Source organism: Acinetobacter sp. DMC2, assembly GCF_056314305.1.
Genome location: NZ_JBQUYP010000001.1, coordinates 468,297 through 487,599 on the forward strand (window position 1 = coordinate 468,297; position 19,303 = coordinate 487,599).

Sequence of the window (19,303 nt, forward strand, 5' to 3'; positions counted from 1 at the left end):
TCCTGATTTGATCTTGCCAAGCCTTTATAAAAAAAGCAAAGCCGCATCATTTAAATGCGGCTAAAAGTAGTAGATCTACAGACTCATGAATTAAAACTGAACTTGATCCACATCAATTTCTACACGTTTTAAAGGTTTATAGTCGATATCTACTTCACCAATTAGAGTGACATTTGTATTTGCTGAAATAGGACGACCCTGCCAAAGTTCATCATCTACATCAATTGTAATGCTACCTGTCTTGTCACGAAATTGATATTTTTCATCACCTAAAGACTTTACAACCTGACCATGTAATTTGACTGGTGTATTATCTTTCGCCGTTAATGCATGCTTAACAGTTGTCAGAGTTGCTGGAGCAATTGCTGCCTGATTCACAGGTGTATTTGCCATAGCTACGCCAGTAACTGTTAGACCTGTAGTCATTAGTATTGCTTTAAGCATTTTCATAAGATCACCTTTTTAACCACATCTTGGAATAGCGTAAGTACAACAGGCATAGATGAGGTGAATCTTAAGAAAAAGTTAATTTAATGGCACAACCCGCAATACCTCTTCTAATGTTGTAAGACCATCAATCACTTTACGAGCACCTGCAATTCTTAAGGGTTCTATACCTTCTTTTTTAGTTTGCGTTCTCAAATCATTTAATGTCATATGGCTACTAATAAGATGCTTAAGCTCAAGACTAACTGGCATAAATTCATAAATACCGACTCGCCCTTTATAGCCTGTATGACGACATTGTTCACACCCAACTGCCTGATAAACTTTTTCTGGCATATCCATAATGTAGTCGAATGTTAAATGTTGCCATTCATCCTCATTAATATGAGTTTGCTGTTTGCAGAGTGGACAAAGTTGTCGTACTAAACGCTGAGCCAATACACCTAAAATAGTTGCTGCCGTTAAAAATGGCTGCACACCTAAATCATGCAATCGAGTCAAACTGGACGGCGCATCATTGGTGTGTAAAGTTGATAACACCAAATGACCTGTGAGTGCGGCCTGAATGGCCATATTCGCTGTATCTTGATCACGAATTTCCCCAATCATAATAATGTCTGGGTCTTGTCGCATAAGTGCACGAACACCGTCTGCAAATCCTAGTTCAATTGCGTTATTGACCTGCATTTGGTTAAAACTAGGCTCTAACATTTCAATCGGGTCTTCAATGGTACAGACATTAACCTGATCTGTTGCGAGCTGCTTTAAAGAAGAATATAACGTTGTGGTTTTACCGGAACCTGTTGGCCCCGTGACTAAAATAATCCCATGGCTATTTTTTGTTAATTGCTGCCACTGTTGTAAGAGGCCCTCTTCAAAACCAAGCTGATGAAAAGAACGTACCAACACATCTGGATCAAAAATACGCATGACCAGTTTCTCACCAAACGCTGTTGGTAAGGTTGATAAACGGAGTTCAGTTTCTTGACCTTTAGGTGTCCGTGTTTTTAATCGACCATCTTGCGGTTTACGTTTTTCCGCTACATTTAAACGCCCTAAAATTTTAATTCGGGAAATCACAGCGGTCAGTGTATTTGAAGGCATGTTATAAATAGTGTGCAACACACCATCAATACGGAACCTGACTTTACCATTGTCTTTACGTGGTTCCATATGAATATCACTGGCACTCTGCTCAAATGCAAACTGTAAAATCCAGTCAACCAATTTCACAATATGCTGATCATTTGCATCTGGATTTTGACTATCACCAAGCTGCAAAAGCGCTTCAACATTTTTAGTGTCACGTTCATGAGCTGCATCTTTTTGAGCGGAATTTACCGCACGGCTGACCTGATAATATTCACGCAAATAGCGTTGCAACTGTTCAGGGTTAAGTAATACCCGCTCAATTTTTTTAGGTGCTAGACTCCGCTCTAAATTGGTTAGCCAATCTGTTTGAAATGGTTGATCTGTTCCAATCACGATTCGGTCGGCACGAATTTCAACAGCTAAAATATGATTGCGAATGGCAAACTCTTGTGACATTACTTGCGTTAAAGCACTGACATCTGCTTTTAAAGGATCAATCACGAATAAAGGGAGCTGAACCAGATCTGCAAACCATAAACATAAGCGGTTTAAACTTAAATGAGCATGTGTGTGCTGCTGATCTTTTAAATTAAAATGTGCAATCCACTGTAATGGGTGCCACTTTAATTGGTCTTTTTGACGGTGGCTTGACTGTACCAGTAATTTATCTCGTTCTGTAATACGACCTTCTTGTAATAATTGTTCTAGACACCAATACGTATCTATTTGTACATGTGCATTCATGCGTTATCCCCAATATATTTTTATAATATAGCAGAGATATTTTTGATTTAGCTCGTCACAAAATTGCTAAACGGTACTTTTAAATATTCTTTAACTTCAAATCATTAAACCAACTCTCAACTTAATATTTTTTTGCGTCATAGTTCACATTTATAAAAAAACTGTGTATGTGGTTTTGTCTAGAAAAGGTACTATGCTCATTATAATAAAAAGCATAAACTGAACGTGAATATATGATTTTTAAAACGATTCAAATCGACTTATAACAATAAACCAAAGAGGAAGTAACATGGAGCTTCCAATGACAATGTCATTACAAACAACTTCATTTGAAGAATTCATTACCGTGATTGCTGCGGCGCTCGGTTGTGGCTTATTAATTGGTTTAGAACGTGAGCGAAGTAAGCTTAAACATGAATACAAAACGTTTGCTGGATTTCGATCTTTTGCAATTAGTTCATTATTAGGCGCCATCTGTTTTTTATTCGGCACTGAAATTGGAATTGTAGGCGCTCTCCTTATTGGCGCGATCAGCATTGCCTCTCTCAAAAATCAGCCCAATGACCCTGGTGTGACCACCGAACTTGCCTTTATTATGACTTACTTTATTGGAGCGCTGTGCATTTGGAATATATCATTGGCGGCTGGACTTGCCGTAATCATGACGATTATTTTATTAGCTAAACAATCTATGCATGGCATTGCCAGTCAGTGGATTACTGAATCAGAATTACGTGATGGTATTTTCCTACTTGCCTTACTGTTAATAGCGCTGCCTTTAGTACCTAATAAGCCTTTCTGGGGGCCAGTCCTAAATCCACATGTGATTTTAAAATTACTGACTTTAATCTTATTTGTGCAAGCCCTCGCCCATATAGCAAAGCGGCTTTTGACATCTAAAAATGCTTTGTTGCTTTCTTCTTTAGCTTCTGGATTTGTTTCTAGTACAGCGACTATTGCCAGTTTAGGCTTAGAGGTACGCTCAGGCAAAGCCAATGCAACGACAAATGCAGGTGCTGCATTGATGTCTTGCGTTTCAACACTCATTCAAACTTTAATTATTGTGATTGGAATTAGCTTTGCTTGGTTTAAACTGATTATATTTCCTACACTTATTGCATTAGTAGTTTTAGCAATCTGGGCCTTCATTTTATTACGTAAAGCAGAGCCCAGTACAACTTCGCCCGAACTCGACTCAAGAATGTTCAGCTTAAAAGAAGCAATTATTATTGCCAGCACACTCACTCTCATTCAGATTGGAGTATATGGCCTAAGTCTATATTTGGGAGATGCGGGCTTAATCGCTGGAACCCTACTTGGCTCTTTGTTTGAAATACACGCAGCTATTGCGGCAGTCATTGTGCAAGGTGAACCTGATAGCACGCATATGACACCTTTATTAATTGCATTTTTAGGAGGTTTCGCAGTTCATGCCCTTGCCAAAAGTGTGAACTCTGCAATTTCGGGCGGGCTACGCTATGCCCTTGCTTTCGTTCCAGCCCAACTCATTCATATGGCTATTTTTATTAGTTTACTTTGGCTCAACATCCATTGGTTTTAAAAATTTCTATTGCGCAAGCGAAGAAGTCTTCACCACATCAACGACAGTAACTACAAATTGATCGACCTTAAAATGAATATCAAAGTCTGAAAATTTCATTTTATAGATTCGTTCAGCGTCTTCTTGGTAGGCAGGCCGAGGATCTAAAGATAAAACTTGCTCAAGCTCATCAATGTACTGTGAATTCATTTCATTATTTTGCAGAAAATATTTTTGCGCTATTAACGCAGCTTCTGACCAAACGACCGACTTCCGTTCAGGTTCTGCATGTGCATAACCACTTTCTGCATCAATAATTGCATCAGAATATTGAATATAAGGTTTGATATCTAAAATTGGAGTGCCATTTAATAAATCACTTCCTGTGATATAGCCCCGAACAGACTTACCAACTTTTTCCACTTTATTCAATTTTACAACTGAAAGCCCGATTGGAGATGGTCGATACATGCTACGTGTAGCAAAGACTCCAATTTTCTCATTACCGCCTAAACGTGGTGGACGAACCTGTGGACGGAATTTATCTGCACTCTCCTGATTTTTATTGTCATGAAACTGCCAAACTAGCCAGAGATGACTGAACTGCTCAATTCCCTCAAATGCTAATAAGTCATTATAAGGTTCTGCCATTTCGATATAAGACTCAATATTTACCAAATTAGGCTGGCGTGGAATGCCAAATTTTTCACGATATGGGGAACACATGTGGCCAATTATGGGGAAGGTGACAGAGTTGATCATCACTTTTTCTTATAAACACAATTAAATATATTCAGTTTATCGGGAATGAAATTAGATTAGAATAGCAATCTGTTTTCTTTTAATCGTGATCGAGACCTTTAATGGCTGCTTTTAACGTCGAACGCATTACTCATGTTCATCACTGGAATGACACCCTTTTCAGTTTTAAAACTACACGCGACACCAGCTTACGTTTTAAAAATGGTCAGTTCGTAATGATCGGACTAGAAGTGAATGGTAAACCGTTAATGCGTGCGTATTCGATTGCAAGTGCAAACTACGAAGAAGAGTTAGAATTTTTCTCAATTAAAGTACAAGAAGGTCCTTTAACTTCGATTTTGCAAAAAGTACAAGTTGGCGATGAAATTTTAATTTCTAAAAAACCGACAGGTACATTGGTTCATGATGACCTTTTACCGGGTAAAAACTTGTACCTTTTATCTTCTGGTACTGGCCTTGCACCATTCTTATCAATTATTCGTGACCCTGAAACTTACGAACGTTTTGAAAAAGTAATTGTTGTTCATGGTACACGCTATATTTCTGAACTAGCGTATCAAGACCTGATTTTGAACGAATTACCAAACCATGAATTCTTTGAAGAATTAGGTATTAAAGACAAACTTGTTTACTACCCTACTGTTACTCGTGAACCTTTCCACACTCAAGGCCGTGTAACAACTGCAATTGAAACTGGCGCTTTATTTGAAAAAATTGGTTTACCACGTTTTAACCGTGAAACTGACCGTGCAATGCTTTGCGGTAGCCCTGCGTTCTTAAAAGATGTTGCTGCATTACTTGACCAACATGGTTTAGTTGAATCACCTCGTATGGGTGAAATGGGCGACTACGTAATTGAACGTGCGTTCGTAGAAAAATAAGATTTTTCTAAATAAAAAAACCGAGGTAAAGTCCTCGGTTTTTTTATCTCTTTTTATAAGGTGATACTGCCATCAATACAGGTAACAGCTGTTCCACCCACTAAAATTTTATCTTGGTGCAATTCAAGTTGAAGCTGTCCATCTCGGCCTAAAGCCCGACCTTGTGAAGAAAGCACCACATCATTTTGTGCTGGCAAAATTTCATGGTAACGAATAAATGAAGCTACGCTACCATTACCACTCCCACAAACTGGATCTTCATTTATTCCAATAGAAGGAGCAAATGAGCGGACTTCTATATGTTTTTGCTCATCATTATTTTCATAAAAACCATAAACCGTCGCTCCACCAACTTTCATTTCTAAATCATGTTCTTTTAAAGCAGCAAAGTCTGGTTGGCTATCTAAAACAGCTTCGGCATTCACCGCTTGTAATACAATCCAACGTGCGCCTACATCAACCAATGTAGCATTCCATTGTGTATTAATTTTACATTTTAAAATTTCAGCCAGTTTTTCAGTGTGCATTGGGTCAAGTGGAGTAATTTTAGGCTTAGGTAGTTCAAATGAAATATGCTTTGAGTCACTTACTGTCAGAGTCACCAAACCCGCAGCACATTGCTGTACCAGTTTACCATCTTTAGGTGTCACGAGGCCTGCTTCAAGCAAAGCATAGGCAGTACCAATTGTAGGATGCCCAGCAAAGGGCAACTCACTTTGTGGAGTAAAAATTCGAACCTGATAGTCAGCTTGAGAATCGGTCGCAGCGAGCACAAATGTCGTTTCAGAAAGATTAGTCCAATTCGCAATTTCCTGCATCTGTTCAGATGTTAAGGCACTGGCGTCCATAATGACTGCAACAGGATTACCTTTAAATGCTTGTGAAGTAAAAACATCAACTTGTTTAAATGCAACAACAGACATAGACCACTCCTACTGATTTTGTAATTAAAAATTATGGCTTTTAAATCCTTACCATTTTTTGATCTTACTGATTTATTTTTAATGGTCACAGTATCAGTTAATATAAAAAATAATAGATACAGTTTTTCAGTTTAGATTTGCGTTAAATGAACTAATCAAAAGCAATCACTATATTTGAGTTAAATATAAGATCCCTATAAAGTGTATCCATTGCTTTAGCTTTTTAATGAATTGACATGTACAAATATAAAAAAGTGAGTGATGACCTCACCCTGCAAATTCAGAATGGCAGACAGCCTATTGGCTCTCGCTTACCATCAATTCGCGACTGCGCAAATCATTATCAGGTCAGCATTAACACCGTAAAAGAAGCTTATCGTCAGCTTGAAGACCAAGGTTTAATTTCAGTTCGCCCACAGTCTGGCTACTATGTTTGTCATGCGCCTTCAAACTTATTAGAACTCAAAGAGCGTTATGTCAGTGAAGAAAAAGTATCTCTTTCAGGAATTAGCTGTTTTCTAGCACAAATCGTTAAAAAGCAGATGGATCCTGACTATGTCAATTTGGCCTTAGCTTGTCCTACAGGTGAAAACTTCTATCCAATTGAACGCTTAAAACGCTTAACTGCTCAAGTTTTACGGACGCAGCCAGACATTTTTAAAAACTATACTTTACCGCCCGGCTCTATGCGTTTACGTACACAAATTGCGAGGCGAAGTTTACAACTTGGTATGTTTCTTTCAGCAGATGATATTGTGCTCACTCACGGCACAATGGAAGCTTTGAGTCTTGCGATTATGGCAACCACCCAAGCAGGTGACAGCATTGCTCTTGAGATTCCTACTTTTCATAACCTGTACCCGCTTCTTCATAATTTAGGCCGAAAAATTGTAGAAGTACCGACTTCGCCGCATACAGGTATGTGCCTTGATGCTCTTGAAGAACTGTTAAAATCTAAAAGTGTACAAGCTATATTAACCATTCCAACAGGTCACAATCCTCTCGGTTTTAGCATGCCTGAAACTAACCGTCGTCGCTTGGCAGAGTTAGCTAATCAGTTTCAAGTTCCTGTCATTGAAGATGCGATGTACGCCGAATTGCAACTGACAGAACCGCTTTTACCTAACATTAAGGCGTTTGATCAAAATGGATGGGTTTTGGTGTGTGGTAGCTATACAAAAACCGTAGCACCCGACTATCGAATTGGTTGGCTAGAAGCTGGGCGCTTTCGTAATATTGTGCAGCAACTTAAATTTACGACCACTGTTGCTGAACCGGCTTTGCTCACGGAAACTTTAGGACTTTTCTTAGAGAATGGCGGATATGATCTACATTTACGGCAGCTCAAAAAACGCTATCAACAGCAAATCGATACCATCAAATCTTATATATGTCGTTATTTTCCACTCGGTACCCGAGTCAGCCGCCCACAAGCAGGATTTATTTTATGGTTAGAACTACCCGAATCTATTGATGCACTAGAACTGTTTCACCAAGCAATGGATGAAAAAATCTTATGTATGCCGGGAATTTTGTGCTCGGCTGATAAACGTTTTAGTCACTGCTTACGTATAGCTGCGTGTTTCGAATTAAATCCTAAAATGTTAAATGCTTTGATGCAGTTAGGAGAACTAGCAAAAAATATGCTACCTGCGCAAAAAGATATAGGCCAAATCCCTACTAATTCAGTAGGTTGAATCCAAAATATAGAGTTAATAAAATAAAACCATATATTTTTTATGCCTTTTATTCTATGAAAACCGAACTCCTCTCTCCCGCAGGTTCACTAAAAAACATGCGCTATGCATTTGCCTATGGTGCAGATGCCGTATATGCAGGCCAACCACGTTACAGTTTACGTGTGCGTAATAATGCTTTTGATCATGACAATTTAAAAATTGGTATTGATGAAGCGCATGCTTTGGGTAAAAAGTTTTATGTTGTGGTGAATATTCAGCCACATAACAGCAAATTAAAAAACTTTATTCGTGATCTTAAACCGATTATAGCGATGCAACCAGATGCTCTTATTATGTCTGACCCAGGCTTGATTATGATGGTGAGAGAGCATTTTCCTGATGTGCAAATTCATCTATCTGTCCAAGCCAACGCTATTAATTGGGCCACTGTTAAGTTTTGGAAAGATTACGGTTTAAGCCGTGTCATTTTATCTCGTGAGTTGTCATTAGAAGAAATCGAAGAAATCCAGCAACACGTCCCAGATATTGAACTCGAAGTTTTTGTACATGGCGCACTATGCATGGCCTACTCAGGCCGTTGCCTACTTTCTGGTTATATGAACAAACGTGATGCCAACCAAGGTGCTTGTACCAATGCTTGCCGTTGGGACTATAAGTTGCATAAAACTGAAGAAGATGCAAACGGAGATGTGATTCCTGTTACTCAGCTCAACACCTCAGAAAAGTCTTGCTGCTCATCAGGACAATCAGAAACAACCTCGGTTCAAACTTTACTCGTACAACGTAATGATGAAGAAATGTTTGCTGCCGAAGAAGATGAACATGGCACCTATTTTATGAACTCTAAAGATTTACGTGCGGTACAACATGTAGATCGTTTAACAAAAATGGGCATCACTTCACTGAAAATTGAAGGCCGTACTAAATCCTATTTTTATTGTGCGCGTACTGCTCAAATTTATCGAAAAGCAATTGATGATGCATTAGCAGGTAAACCATTTGACTCAAGCTTAATGTCTCAACTCGAGGGTTTAGCAAACCGTGGTTATACCGAAGGTTTTTTAAGACGGCATGTGCATAGCGAATATCAAAACTATGCTGATGGTTCATCACATTTTGACTATCAACAATTTTGCGGCGAGGTTTTAGAACGTCATGGCGATTATATTCGCATTGAAGTTAAAAACCGTTTTGTAGTTGGCGATTCTCTTGAACTCATGACACCTCAAGGCAACATCACCTTTACCTTAACTGAGATGCGTGATTTAAAAGGTAACCCAATTACAGATGCTAAAGGTTCAGGGCATTTTGTTGACATTCCACTCTCACAAGATGTTGACATTAGTTATGCCCTACTCGTACGTAATTTGCCGCATGCTAAGGAAAATATTACCGCATCAACTTTAGCTTATTCAGCGAGTTAAACATGGCACTTTTGATTACAAGTGACTGCATTAACTGTGATATGTGCTTACCTGAATGCCCCAATACTGCTATTTTTGAAGGGAGCAAAGTTTATGAAATTGATCCACTTCGTTGTACCGAGTGTGTAGGCTTTTACGATGCGCCAACGTGTAAGGCAGTCTGTCCAATCGATTGCATAAAACCAGACCCTGCGCATGTTGAAAATAAAGAGCAACTGCTAGAGAAATTTAAGGGCCTAAATTTACTCAGCTAATTTAGCTTTTTAAAAAGTCTATGGAGGATCAGACTAAAGTTGCTGTTCCTCTTAAATGACTATGCAGCTCAATGATTAAATAAATGAATAAATAGCTGAGACCACTTTGCTAGTGATAAAATCAATTTATCAGTTCAGTTTGATTTAATGGACATTTTGTACCAAAAAAATTAAACAATCGTTAAAACTGCCAAACCATTTCAACATTTCATGTAGATTGATTAAAACTCATTCTGGCGCAGCTCCCCATGTCTTATCTTTATTTAGCAATTGCGATTGCTTGTGAAGTCATTGCAACTTCAGCTTTAAAAGCATCTCAAGGTTTTACTGTTCCCATTCCATCCATCATTACAGTTGTGGGCTATGCAATTGCTTTTTATTTACTGTCCCTGACATTAAAAACGATTCCAATCGGAATTGCATACGCCATTTGGTCGGGCGCGGGTATTATTTTAATTTCTGCAATTGGCTGGATATTTTACAAACAGCATTTAGACTTGGCGGCCTGTATTGGTCTTACTTTAATGATTGCAGGTATCGTAATCATTAATGTGTTTTCTAAAAATACTCATCTATAAAATATAATTAAAAAAGTAACCGAGTAAGATGCAAATCCTTTTTTAAAAAATTTCACCTTACTCGGTATGAGCAGCTTATTTCAAACTGCCCGTCAAAAATTGTTTTAAACGCTCACTTTTCGGATTGTTGAGTACTTCATCAGGATGGCCCTGCTCCTCAATTTTCCCTTGATGCAAGAAAATCACTTGATTAGACACATGACGTGCAAAGCCCATTTCATGTGTCACCACAATCATGGTACGGCCTTCTTCAGCCAAACTCTGCATAACCTTGAGTACTTCACCCACCAGCTCCGGATCAAGTGCACTGGTTGGCTCATCAAATAGCATCACTTCCGGTTCCATTGCCAAAGCACGAGCAATCGCTACACGTTGCTGCTGGCCACCAGATAAAAATGCTGGATATTTATTCTCAACGCTTTCAGGCAATCCAACTTTGCGTAGATATTTCCGCGCACGCTCTTCGGCTTCAGCACGCTTCACACCAAGCACATGAATTGGCCCTTCAATGACATTTTCAAGCACTGTCATGTGTGACCATAAATTAAAGTGCTGAAACACCATCATCAGTTGAGTACGCATTTTTTGTAGTTGCTTTGGATCAACCACTTTTAAATTGCCTTTTTTATCAAAGACTGTGCGTAATTTTTCACCATTGAGTTTAATGGTGCCATTGCTCGGTTGTTCTAAAAAGTTGATACAACGCAGCAAGGTGCTTTTACCTGAACCGGATGAACCAATAATACTAATTACATCGCCAGCATTTGCATCAAGTGATATTCCTTTCAGTACTTCATGATCACCAAATGTTTTGTGTAAATCACGAATCACTAGTTTTGCAACGTGTTCCATTTATGTCTCCTAATGATTCGATGGCTTTAAAAATGCCAACCAACGTTTTTCCAACTTTCGAAATATCCAAATCAAAATAAATGCCAACATCGCATATAACACCGCAGCAATTCCAAAAGCATTGAAGGTGTCATAGGTTGCCGCATTTACATCACGCGCAATTTTCAAAATATCTGGAACAGTGGCTGTAAATGCAATGGTTGTCGCGTGCAACATCAAAATGACTTCGTTACCGTAAAATGGCAAAGCACGGCGTAACATTGATGGAATGATAATACGTGTGTAGAGTTTCCATTTTGACATTCCAAAAGCTTGGGCAGCTTCAATCTCGCCATGTGGAATAGAGCGAATCGCTCCAGCGAAGATTTCAGTCGTATATGCACCAGTATTGAGCGCGAATGCCAAAATGGTGCAATTTATGCCCTCTCGAAAGAATGCATCGAGCGTCTGATGTTCATGCACGTAATCAAAGCTGTAAATACCTGAGTAAATAATCAATAGTTGAATGTACAGGGGTGTGCCACGAAAAATGTAGGTAAACAACCAAACTGGACCACGCAGCCAAAGATTTTCTGATACTCGTGCAAGTGATAAAGGCACAGCAAGCAAAAACCCAATACCAATAGAAAGTACCAATAACCAAGCAGTCATCGCGACACCGGTCATTTGTAGGCCATCGGTCCAAAGGTATGCCTGCCAATACTGTTGAAGGATTTCAATCATAATTGTCCTTTCCTCACACCAGCAGAATAACGACGCTCAAGCCACATTAAAATCAGGTTCGATACGGTGGTAATTGCCAAATAAATCGCAGCAGCCACAATGCTGAAAAAGAACAATTGCATGGTACTTCTACCTGCATCTTGCGTAATTTTTACAATATCAGTCAGGCCAATAATAGAAACAAGTGCGGTTGCCTTAATCAAAACTTGCCAATTATTACCAATACCTGGCAATGCAAAACGCATCATTTGAGGGAATAAAACACGTCGAAAAACCTGCCAAGGGGTCATACCATAGGCCATTGCTGCTTCAATTTGACCCGTTGGAACCGATTGAAATGCACCACGAAAGGTCTCTGTAAAATATGCACCATAAATGAACGCCAAAGTAATCACACCAGCCACGAATGGGTTGATATCAATCTGGTCCATTTGCAATGCTTCAGTAATTTGGTTTAAACCTAACTGCAAGCTATAAAATAACAGCAGCATAATCACCAAATCGGGCACGCTACGAATGAGCGTGGTATAGGCAGTCGCAATATAGCGTAAAGCTTTAATATTAGAGAGTTTTGAACTCGCACCAATTAAGCCAATAATGACAGAAAGCAAAAGTGACAACAGCGCAAGCTGTATGGTCATCCATGTTCCGCTGAGAAGGAGTGGCCCATAGCCAGATAAAAACATGACTCATCTTCTCCTTAAAAACAATATCTAATATTGATGAGATGAGAATAGATCTAAAAATGTCGGCACTCAGCCGACATTTTTCACATCATTAGTAAATGTTAAAGGAGAAATATTTTTTCTCGAGTTTCTTGTATGTACCATCCGCAATGATTGCTGCGAGAGCTTTATCAATATTGGCTTTCAAATCTGCATCTTCTTTGCGTAAACCAATCGCTGCGCCTACACCCAGTGTTTTTGCATCAACCACATTGCTACCGACAAAAGTAAAGTTCTTGCCTTTTGGTTGTTTTAAGAAAGCACCATCAACCATGATTGCATCTTGTAAAGTTGCATCTAAACGTCCAGACATCATGTCTTGGTAAATCAAGTCTTGAGTTGGATAAGGAACAACGCTCACACCTTTTGGTGCCCAATAAGCTTTAGCGTAAGTTTCTTGAATTGTGCCCTGCTGTACCCCTACACGCTTACCTTTCAATGATGCAGCTGTTGGTAATAACGGTGAGCCTTTTTTTGCAACCATACGTGTTGGCGTATTGTAGATTTTGCTACTAAATAAAATTTGTTTCGCACGTTCATCAGTCACCGTCATTGATGAAAGAATACCGTCAAATTTTTTCGCTTTAAGTGCTGGAATCATCCCATCAAAAGAGTTTTCAACCCAAACACATTTGGCTTTGAGTTTTGCACAAATGGCATTACCCAAATCAACGTCAAAACCAGTTAACTTGCCATCTGGTGTTTTATATTCAAACGGCGCATAAGAGGACTCAGTCCCAAAACGAATCACCTTCCAATCCTTTGCTTGTACATTCGTTGCAACAGCAGCCAAAACTAAGGTTGTTGAAACGAACATTTTTTTCATAAAGCTTGCCATCTTGAAGCTTCTCCTTAAAATCCAAATAAGGTGATAAAAATTTGAGTATTTCTAAATTACTCTTCTGCCGAAATAATTGCAATTTCTATACCAGTAAATTAAGGATTTATGAAGATGACTAAACAGTGGATTGTATTAACTGATTAAATGTTGAAAAATCACTCAAAATATGAAGCTAATTTTTGAGTGTATAAGCTTCTGCCATATTTTCATTTTCGACCAATGTCCGAATCGTATATTCATGGTTATGTTCTTTGGCACTGGCAAATTCACATTTCTGATCCCATAACATTGAGCAACCACTCAACAATGGACAACCTGCAAATAATTCAGCTACCCAGTCAACAAACACACGCACTTTAGGTGATAGATGACGGTTTTGTAGATATACGACTGATATTGGCATAGGTGCTGGCAACCATTCAGTGAGTACTTCCTTGAGTGTGCCATCTTCCAGATGTTTAGCTACCATATAATATGGACATTGAATTAAGCCAAACCCCTGTACAGCCAAATCAACATATGAATCACCATCATTGACAGAAACACGCCCTTTCACACCAACGCTATGAATTTCACCATCTACCATAAAATCCCAGTCGATATTGCGTCCGGTACGACTGTTAAAGTAATGCACAACCTGATGTTTTTTTAAGTCATCGATGACTTTCGGTTCACCATGTTCCGCCAAGTAACGCGGTGCAGCAACCGTCACACACTGAATTGTTCCAATACGACGTGCAACCAAACTTGAATCTTTCAACTGACCAATACGAATGACACAGTCCACCGCATCTTGTACCAAATCGACCGGACGATCACTCATTCCAATCACCAAATCAATATCTGGGTAACGTGTATGGAAGTCACAGAGCATTGGAATTAAGATCATGCGTCCAATCGAAGCTTTAACATCAATACGCAGTCGGCCTCTCGGTCCACGTTCCGAATCATGAAAATTTGATTCTACGTCTTCGACATCGGCTAAAATTCGCGAAGAACGTTCATAATAAACCGCCCCATCTGGTGTCAAACTCAATTTACGGGTAGTTCGGTTTAATAAACGAACCTGTAGATGTTTTTCTAAACCCTGAATGGTTGTAGTCACAGAAGCACGCGGTAGGCCTAAACTGTCAGCCGCTAAACTGAAACTATTTGTTTCGACAACTTTGTTAAATACTCTCATCGCATGAAATAGATCCACACGCACACTCCTATCAATTCATGCATTTTTCATTCAAACACATCAATTGTTATAAAAATACGAATAGTGTTATCAAATTTAATATATTTATTCGTGATTGACAAACTTTTATGCTCCGTCCATCCCATAAACCCTGTTTCTCCCATACGGACCATAATTAAAAGTCTGAAAACAGGTATCCAGATGATTAGGAGCACCTCATGTCATTTTCACGCAAACAGTTCGCACTGTCTGCCATCTTTGTTGCCATTTTAGCAACAGGAGGCAGTTTTATATTTTTACATGAAAATGCCGATGCAAAAGCTGCACCGACAACAGCCCAACAAGCTGCTACTGTTGATATTTCTAATGTCATTAGCAAAACCATTACCGATTGGCAAGAATATTCCGGTCGCTTAGAAGCCATTGATCAAGTCGATATTCGGCCTCAGGTTTCAGGTAAACTCATCGCCGTACATTTCAAAGATGGCAGTCTGGTTAGAAAAGGCGAGTTACTTTTTACCATTGACCCACGTCCTTTCGAAGCAGAACTCAATCGTGCTCAAGCACAACTTGCTTCCGCTGAAGCACAAGTGACTTATACGGGTTCAAATCTTTCTCGTATTCAACGATTAATTCAAAGTAATGCTGTCTCGCGCCAAGAGCTGGATTTAGCAGAAAATGATGCACGCTCAGCCAATGCCAACTTGCAAGCAGCTAGAGCAGCCGTTCAATCTGCACGTTTGAATCTTGAGTACACGCGCATTACTGCACCAGTCAGTGGTCGAATTTCTCGTGCCGAAGTGACTGTGGGCAACGTGGTCTCTGCTGGTAATGGAGCACAGGTTTTAACAAGTTTAGTCTCTGTATCTCACCTTTATGCATCTTTCGATGTTGATGAACAAACTTACCTCAAATACATCAGTAATCAGCGTAATTCTGCACAAGTTCCTGTCTATATGGGGCTTGCCAATGAAACTGGGTTTTCTCGTGAAGGAGTCATCAACTCAATCGACAATAATCTAGATACAACCTCAGGTACGATTCGTGTCCGCGCGACTTTCGACAATCCAAACGGAGTTTTATTACCGGGTTTATATGCCCGAATCCGTCTGGGTGGTGGTCAACCTCGTTCAGCAATTTTGATTAGTCCAACCGCGGTTGGCGTCGATCAAGATAAACGTTTTGTTGTGGTAGTCGACGCTAAAAATCAGACCGCTTACCGTGAAGTAAAACTTGGCACACAACAAGATGGCTTGCAAATCGTAAATAGCGGATTACAAGCGGGTGACCGTATTGTGGTAAATGGTTTACAGCGGATTCGTCCGGGTGACCCTGTTACCCCGCATCTTGTTCCAATGCCAAATGCACAAATCACTGCGAGCAGCACCACTCCTCAACCTCAGCCAAAAGAAAAAACATCAACTCCGGCAAAAGGTTAATCACATATGAATATTTCTAAATTCTTTATTGATCGGCCGATCTTTGCTGGTGTGTTATCAGTATTGATTTTACTCGCTGGTCTGCTTTCGGTATTTAAATTACCGATTTCAGAATATCCGGAAGTTGTTCCCCCATCTGTAGTCGTACGTGCTCAATATCCGGGGGCAAATCCAAAAGTGATTGCTGAAACTGTTGCTTCTCCGCTTGAAGAATCCATCAATGGCGTTGAAGACATGCTGTATATGCAATCTCAGGCAAACAGTGACGGTAACTTAACCATTACAGTGAACTTTAAGCTCGGTATCGACCCTGACAAAGCTCAGCAATTGGTTCAAAACCGTGTATCTCAGGCCATGCCTCGCTTACCTGAAGACGTACAGCGTTTAGGTGTCACTACGTTAAAAAGCTCACCGACTTTAACCATGGTTGTGCATCTGACTTCGCCAGATAATCGCTATGATATGACCTACTTACGTAACTACGCGGTGCTTAACGTAAAAGACCGTTTGGCGCGCTTACAAGGTGTAGGTGAAGTCGGTTTATTTGGTTCGGGTGACTATGCGATGCGTGTGTGGCTCGACCCACAAAAAGTTGCGCAACGTAATCTCACAGCAACTGAAATTGTGAGTGCAATCCGCGAACAAAACATTCAAGTTGCAGCAGGTACCATTGGTGCATCGCCAACTAATTCTCCTGTACAACTTTCAGTGAACGCTCAAGGTCGTTTAACGACTGAGCAAGAATTTGCAGATATCATTTTAAAAACTGCACCAGATGGCGCGGTCACTCGCTTAGGTGATGTTGCTCGTGTTGAACTTGCAGCTTCACAATATGGCTTACGTTCATTACTCGATAATAAACAAGCGGTCGCGATTCCAATTTTCCAAGCACCGGGGGCGAATGCTTTACAAGTTTCTGATCAAGTGCGCAGCACGATGAAAGAACTTTCAAAAGATTTTCCATCTTCAATTAAATACGACATTGTTTACGACCCAACTCAGTTCGTACGTGCAAGTATTAAAGCGGTTGTTCATACCTTACTTGAAGCGATTGCACTGGTTGTTGTGGTTGTTATTTTATTCTTACAAACATGGCGTGCTTCAATCATTCCATTACTTGCTGTACCAGTTTCAATTATTGGTACATTCGCGCTCATGCTCGCTTTTGGTTACTCAATCAATGCGCTATCACTATTCGGGATGGTACTTGCCATCGGGATTGTGGTCGATGACGCGATTGTCGTCGTCGAAAATGTCGAGAGGAATATTGAAGCAGGCTTAAGCCCAAGAGATGCAACTTATCGCGCAATGAGAGAAGTGAGTGGGCCGATTATTGCCATTGCTTTAACACTGGTTGCCGTGTTCGTTCCACTTGCCTTTATGACAGGCTTAACAGGGCAATTTTATAAACAATTTGCCATGACCATTGCCATTTCAACTGTTATTTCGGCATTTAACTCACTGACGCTCTCGCCTGCTTTAGCAGCTATGTTACTGAAAGGACATGATGCTAAACCTGATGCATTAACACGTCTTATGAACCGTGTATTCGGACGTTTCTTTGCGCTGTTTAACCGTGTGTTTACCCGTGCATCAGATAACTATGGTAAAGGCGTAAGTCGTGTTATCTCCCATAAAGCATCGGCAATGGGTGTATATGCTGCACTTTTAGGTCTAACCATTGGTATTTCTTATATTGTTCCAGGTGGCTTTGTTCCAGCTCAAGACAAACAATATTTAATTAGCTTTGCTCAATTACCAAACGGCGCTTCATTAGATCGTACCGAAGCAGTCATTCGTAAAATGAGTGACACTGCACTTAAACAGCCGGGTGTAGAAAGTGCTGTTGCCTTCCCTGGCCTATCAATTAATGGTTTCACCAACAGCTCAAGCGCTGGTATTGTCTTTGTAACCTTAAAGCCATTCGATGAACGTAAGGCGAAAGACTTATCTGCCAATGCAATTGCTGGTGCTCTCAACCAGAAATATTCAGCTATTCAAGATGCCTATATTGCGGTTTTCCCACCGCCACCAGTGATGGGTTTAGGTACTATGGGCGGCTTTAAACTCCAACTCGAAGACCGAGGTGCCTTAGGTTATTCAGCGCTGAATGATGCTGCACAGAACTTTATGAAAGCAGCACAATCAGCTCCTGAACTTGGTCCAATGTTCTCAAGTTATCAAATTAACGTACCTCAACTAAACGTAGATCTGGACCGTGTAAAAGCTAAACAGCAAGGTGTTGCAGTAACAGATGTTTTCAACACCATGCAGATTTATTTAGGTTCTCAGTACGTTAACGACTTTAACCGCTTTGGACGTGTTTATCAGGTTCGAGCACAAGCCGATGCACCTTTCCGTGCTAACCCTGAAGATATTTTGCAGCTAAAAACCCGTAACAGTGCCGGACAAATGGTGCCGTTATCTTCGTTGGTGAATGTAACTCAAACTTATGGTCCTGAAATGGTAGTGCGTTACAACGGCTACACATCAGCCGATATTAACGGTGGGCCTGCACCGGGTTATTCATCTAGCCAAGCAGAAGCTGCGGTTGAACGTATTGCTGCTCAAACGCTACCACGTGGTATCAAGTTTGAATGGACAGATTTAACTTACCAAAAAATCTTGGCTGGTAATGCAGGACTCTGGGTATTCCCAATTAGTGTATTACTCGTTTTCTTAGTCTTAGCAGCACAATACGAAAGCCTCACCTTACCATTAGCCGTGATTCTGATTGTGCCAATGGGTATCTTGGCGGCTCTGACAGGAGTCTGGCTAACAGGTGGAGATAACAACATCTTTACTCAAATTGGTCTGATGGTACTGGTCGGGCTGGCCTGTAAAAATGCCATCTTAATTGTCGAATTTGCGCGGGAACTTGAAATGCAAGGTGCGACTGCATTCAAAGCTGCTATTGAAGCAAGTCGTCTACGTTTACGTCCAATTTTAATGACTTCTATTGCATTCATTATGGGTGTCGTACCACTGGTTACTTCAACTGGTGCAGGTTCTGAAATGCGCCATGCCATGGGTATTGCCGTGTTCTTCGGCATGATCGGTGTAACGCTGTTTGGTTTGTTTCTGACCCCTGCCTTTTATGTCCTGATTCGCACATTGAACAGCAAACATAAATTGCATTCGGCAGCAGTTCATGAAGCACCTTTATCTACCCCACATGATCATTAAGGAGGACAT

17 protein-coding genes are annotated in these 19,303 nt (G+C 40.2%); 8 read left to right on the forward strand and 9 right to left on the reverse strand.

Translation table 11 applies throughout. The annotated features are described in order from the left end of the window. Positions 1 to 90: 90 nt before the first annotated feature. Both ACT53H_RS02265 and tfpB read right to left on the reverse strand, forming a co-directional pair. Complete coding sequence (locus ACT53H_RS02265; RefSeq protein ID WP_312822608.1) at positions 91 to 450, reverse strand: NirD/YgiW/YdeI family stress tolerance protein; 360 nt, start codon at positions 448 to 450, stop codon at positions 91 to 93. A 75-nt stretch (positions 451 to 525) separates the two neighbouring features. Further along, a complete protein-coding gene (gene tfpB / locus ACT53H_RS02270) occupies positions 526 to 2,283 on the reverse strand; it encodes a type IV pilus assembly ATPase TfpB (protein ID WP_174732310.1) in 1,758 nt (585 codons plus the stop codon). Between the two features lie 289 nt (positions 2,284 to 2,572). Here tfpB and ACT53H_RS02275 point away from each other — a divergent pair, with 289 nt between their 5' ends. Beyond that, positions 2,573 to 3,844 carry an MgtC/SapB family protein gene (locus tag ACT53H_RS02275; RefSeq protein ID WP_474770476.1) on the forward strand — a complete coding sequence of 424 codons (1,272 nt, stop codon included), beginning with the start codon at positions 2,573 to 2,575 and terminating at the stop codon, positions 3,842 to 3,844. A gap of 6 nt (positions 3,845 to 3,850) precedes the next feature. Here ACT53H_RS02275 and tsaA read toward each other — a convergent pair whose 3' ends face one another. After that, the gene (tsaA, locus tag ACT53H_RS02280; RefSeq protein WP_476008505.1) at positions 3,851 to 4,585 is read right to left on the reverse strand and encodes a tRNA (N6-threonylcarbamoyladenosine(37)-N6)-methyltransferase TrmO; all 735 of its coding nucleotides are present in this window, start codon (positions 4,583 to 4,585) and stop codon (positions 3,851 to 3,853) included. A 101-nt stretch (positions 4,586 to 4,686) separates the two neighbouring features. Between tsaA and ACT53H_RS02285 the strand changes: the two genes are divergently transcribed. After that, a complete protein-coding gene (locus ACT53H_RS02285; protein ID WP_174732427.1) occupies positions 4,687 to 5,466 on the forward strand; it encodes a ferredoxin--NADP reductase in 780 nt (259 codons plus the stop codon). Positions 5,467 to 5,519: 53 nt separating this feature from the next. Here the strand turns inward: ACT53H_RS02285 and ACT53H_RS02290 are convergent, their stop codons facing one another. Next, positions 5,520 to 6,389 carry a PhzF family phenazine biosynthesis protein gene (locus tag ACT53H_RS02290; RefSeq protein WP_476008506.1) on the reverse strand — a complete coding sequence of 290 codons (870 nt, stop codon included), beginning with the start codon at positions 6,387 to 6,389 and terminating at the stop codon, positions 5,520 to 5,522. A 230-nt stretch (positions 6,390 to 6,619) separates the two neighbouring features. Between ACT53H_RS02290 and ACT53H_RS02295 the strand changes: the two genes are divergently transcribed. From ACT53H_RS02295 to abeS, 4 genes are all read left to right on the forward strand, one after another. After that, the gene (locus tag ACT53H_RS02295; RefSeq protein WP_476008688.1) at positions 6,620 to 8,086 is read left to right on the forward strand and encodes an aminotransferase-like domain-containing protein; all 1,467 of its coding nucleotides are present in this window, start codon (positions 6,620 to 6,622) and stop codon (positions 8,084 to 8,086) included. Between the two features lie 56 nt (positions 8,087 to 8,142). Then, positions 8,143 to 9,513: a prephenate-dependent tRNA uridine(34) hydroxylase TrhP gene (gene trhP / locus ACT53H_RS02300; protein WP_476008507.1), complete on the forward strand. Its 1,371-nt coding sequence runs from the start codon at positions 8,143 to 8,145 to the stop codon at positions 9,511 to 9,513. A 2-nt stretch (positions 9,514 to 9,515) separates the two neighbouring features. Further along, complete coding sequence (locus tag ACT53H_RS02305) at positions 9,516 to 9,767, forward strand: YfhL family 4Fe-4S dicluster ferredoxin (RefSeq protein ID WP_004791193.1); 252 nt, start codon at positions 9,516 to 9,518, stop codon at positions 9,765 to 9,767. A 248-nt stretch (positions 9,768 to 10,015) separates the two neighbouring features. Beyond that, on the forward strand, positions 10,016 to 10,345 hold the full coding sequence (abeS, locus tag ACT53H_RS02310; protein WP_004791191.1) for a multidrug efflux SMR transporter AbeS: 330 nt from the start codon (positions 10,016 to 10,018) through the stop codon (positions 10,343 to 10,345). A gap of 75 nt (positions 10,346 to 10,420) precedes the next feature. Here the strand turns inward: abeS and ACT53H_RS02315 are convergent, their stop codons facing one another. The 5 genes from ACT53H_RS02315 to ACT53H_RS02335 form a co-directional block, all read right to left on the reverse strand. Then, entirely contained in the window at positions 10,421 to 11,197 is a 777-nt protein-coding gene (locus ACT53H_RS02315; RefSeq protein WP_004791189.1) for an ABC transporter ATP-binding protein, read from the reverse strand. Between the two features lie 9 nt (positions 11,198 to 11,206). Continuing rightward, positions 11,207 to 11,920, reverse strand: a complete 714-nt coding sequence (locus tag ACT53H_RS02320; RefSeq protein WP_476008508.1) for an ABC transporter permease — start codon at positions 11,918 to 11,920, stop codon at positions 11,207 to 11,209. Continuing rightward, the gene (locus ACT53H_RS02325) at positions 11,917 to 12,606 is read right to left on the reverse strand and encodes an ABC transporter permease (protein WP_013197222.1); all 690 of its coding nucleotides are present in this window, start codon (positions 12,604 to 12,606) and stop codon (positions 11,917 to 11,919) included. Before ACT53H_RS02325 ends, ACT53H_RS02320 begins: the two co-directional genes overlap by 4 nt. 91 nt (positions 12,607 to 12,697) lie before the next feature. Then, the gene (locus ACT53H_RS02330; protein ID WP_353157294.1) at positions 12,698 to 13,483 is read right to left on the reverse strand and encodes an ABC transporter substrate-binding protein; all 786 of its coding nucleotides are present in this window, start codon (positions 13,481 to 13,483) and stop codon (positions 12,698 to 12,700) included. A 175-nt stretch (positions 13,484 to 13,658) separates the two neighbouring features. Next, the gene (locus ACT53H_RS02335; RefSeq protein WP_174758876.1) at positions 13,659 to 14,687 is read right to left on the reverse strand and encodes a LysR family transcriptional regulator; all 1,029 of its coding nucleotides are present in this window, start codon (positions 14,685 to 14,687) and stop codon (positions 13,659 to 13,661) included. A 200-nt stretch (positions 14,688 to 14,887) separates the two neighbouring features. Here ACT53H_RS02335 and adeF point away from each other — a divergent pair, with 200 nt between their 5' ends. Together adeF and adeG are read left to right on the forward strand one after the other, a co-directional pair. Continuing rightward, a complete protein-coding gene (gene adeF / locus ACT53H_RS02340; protein ID WP_476008509.1) occupies positions 14,888 to 16,108 on the forward strand; it encodes a multidrug efflux RND transporter periplasmic adaptor subunit AdeF in 1,221 nt (406 codons plus the stop codon). A 6-nt stretch (positions 16,109 to 16,114) separates the two neighbouring features. Further along, entirely contained in the window at positions 16,115 to 19,294 is a 3,180-nt protein-coding gene (adeG, locus tag ACT53H_RS02345; RefSeq protein WP_476008510.1) for a multidrug efflux RND transporter permease subunit AdeG, read from the forward strand. The last annotated feature ends 9 nt before the right edge of the window (positions 19,295 to 19,303 follow it).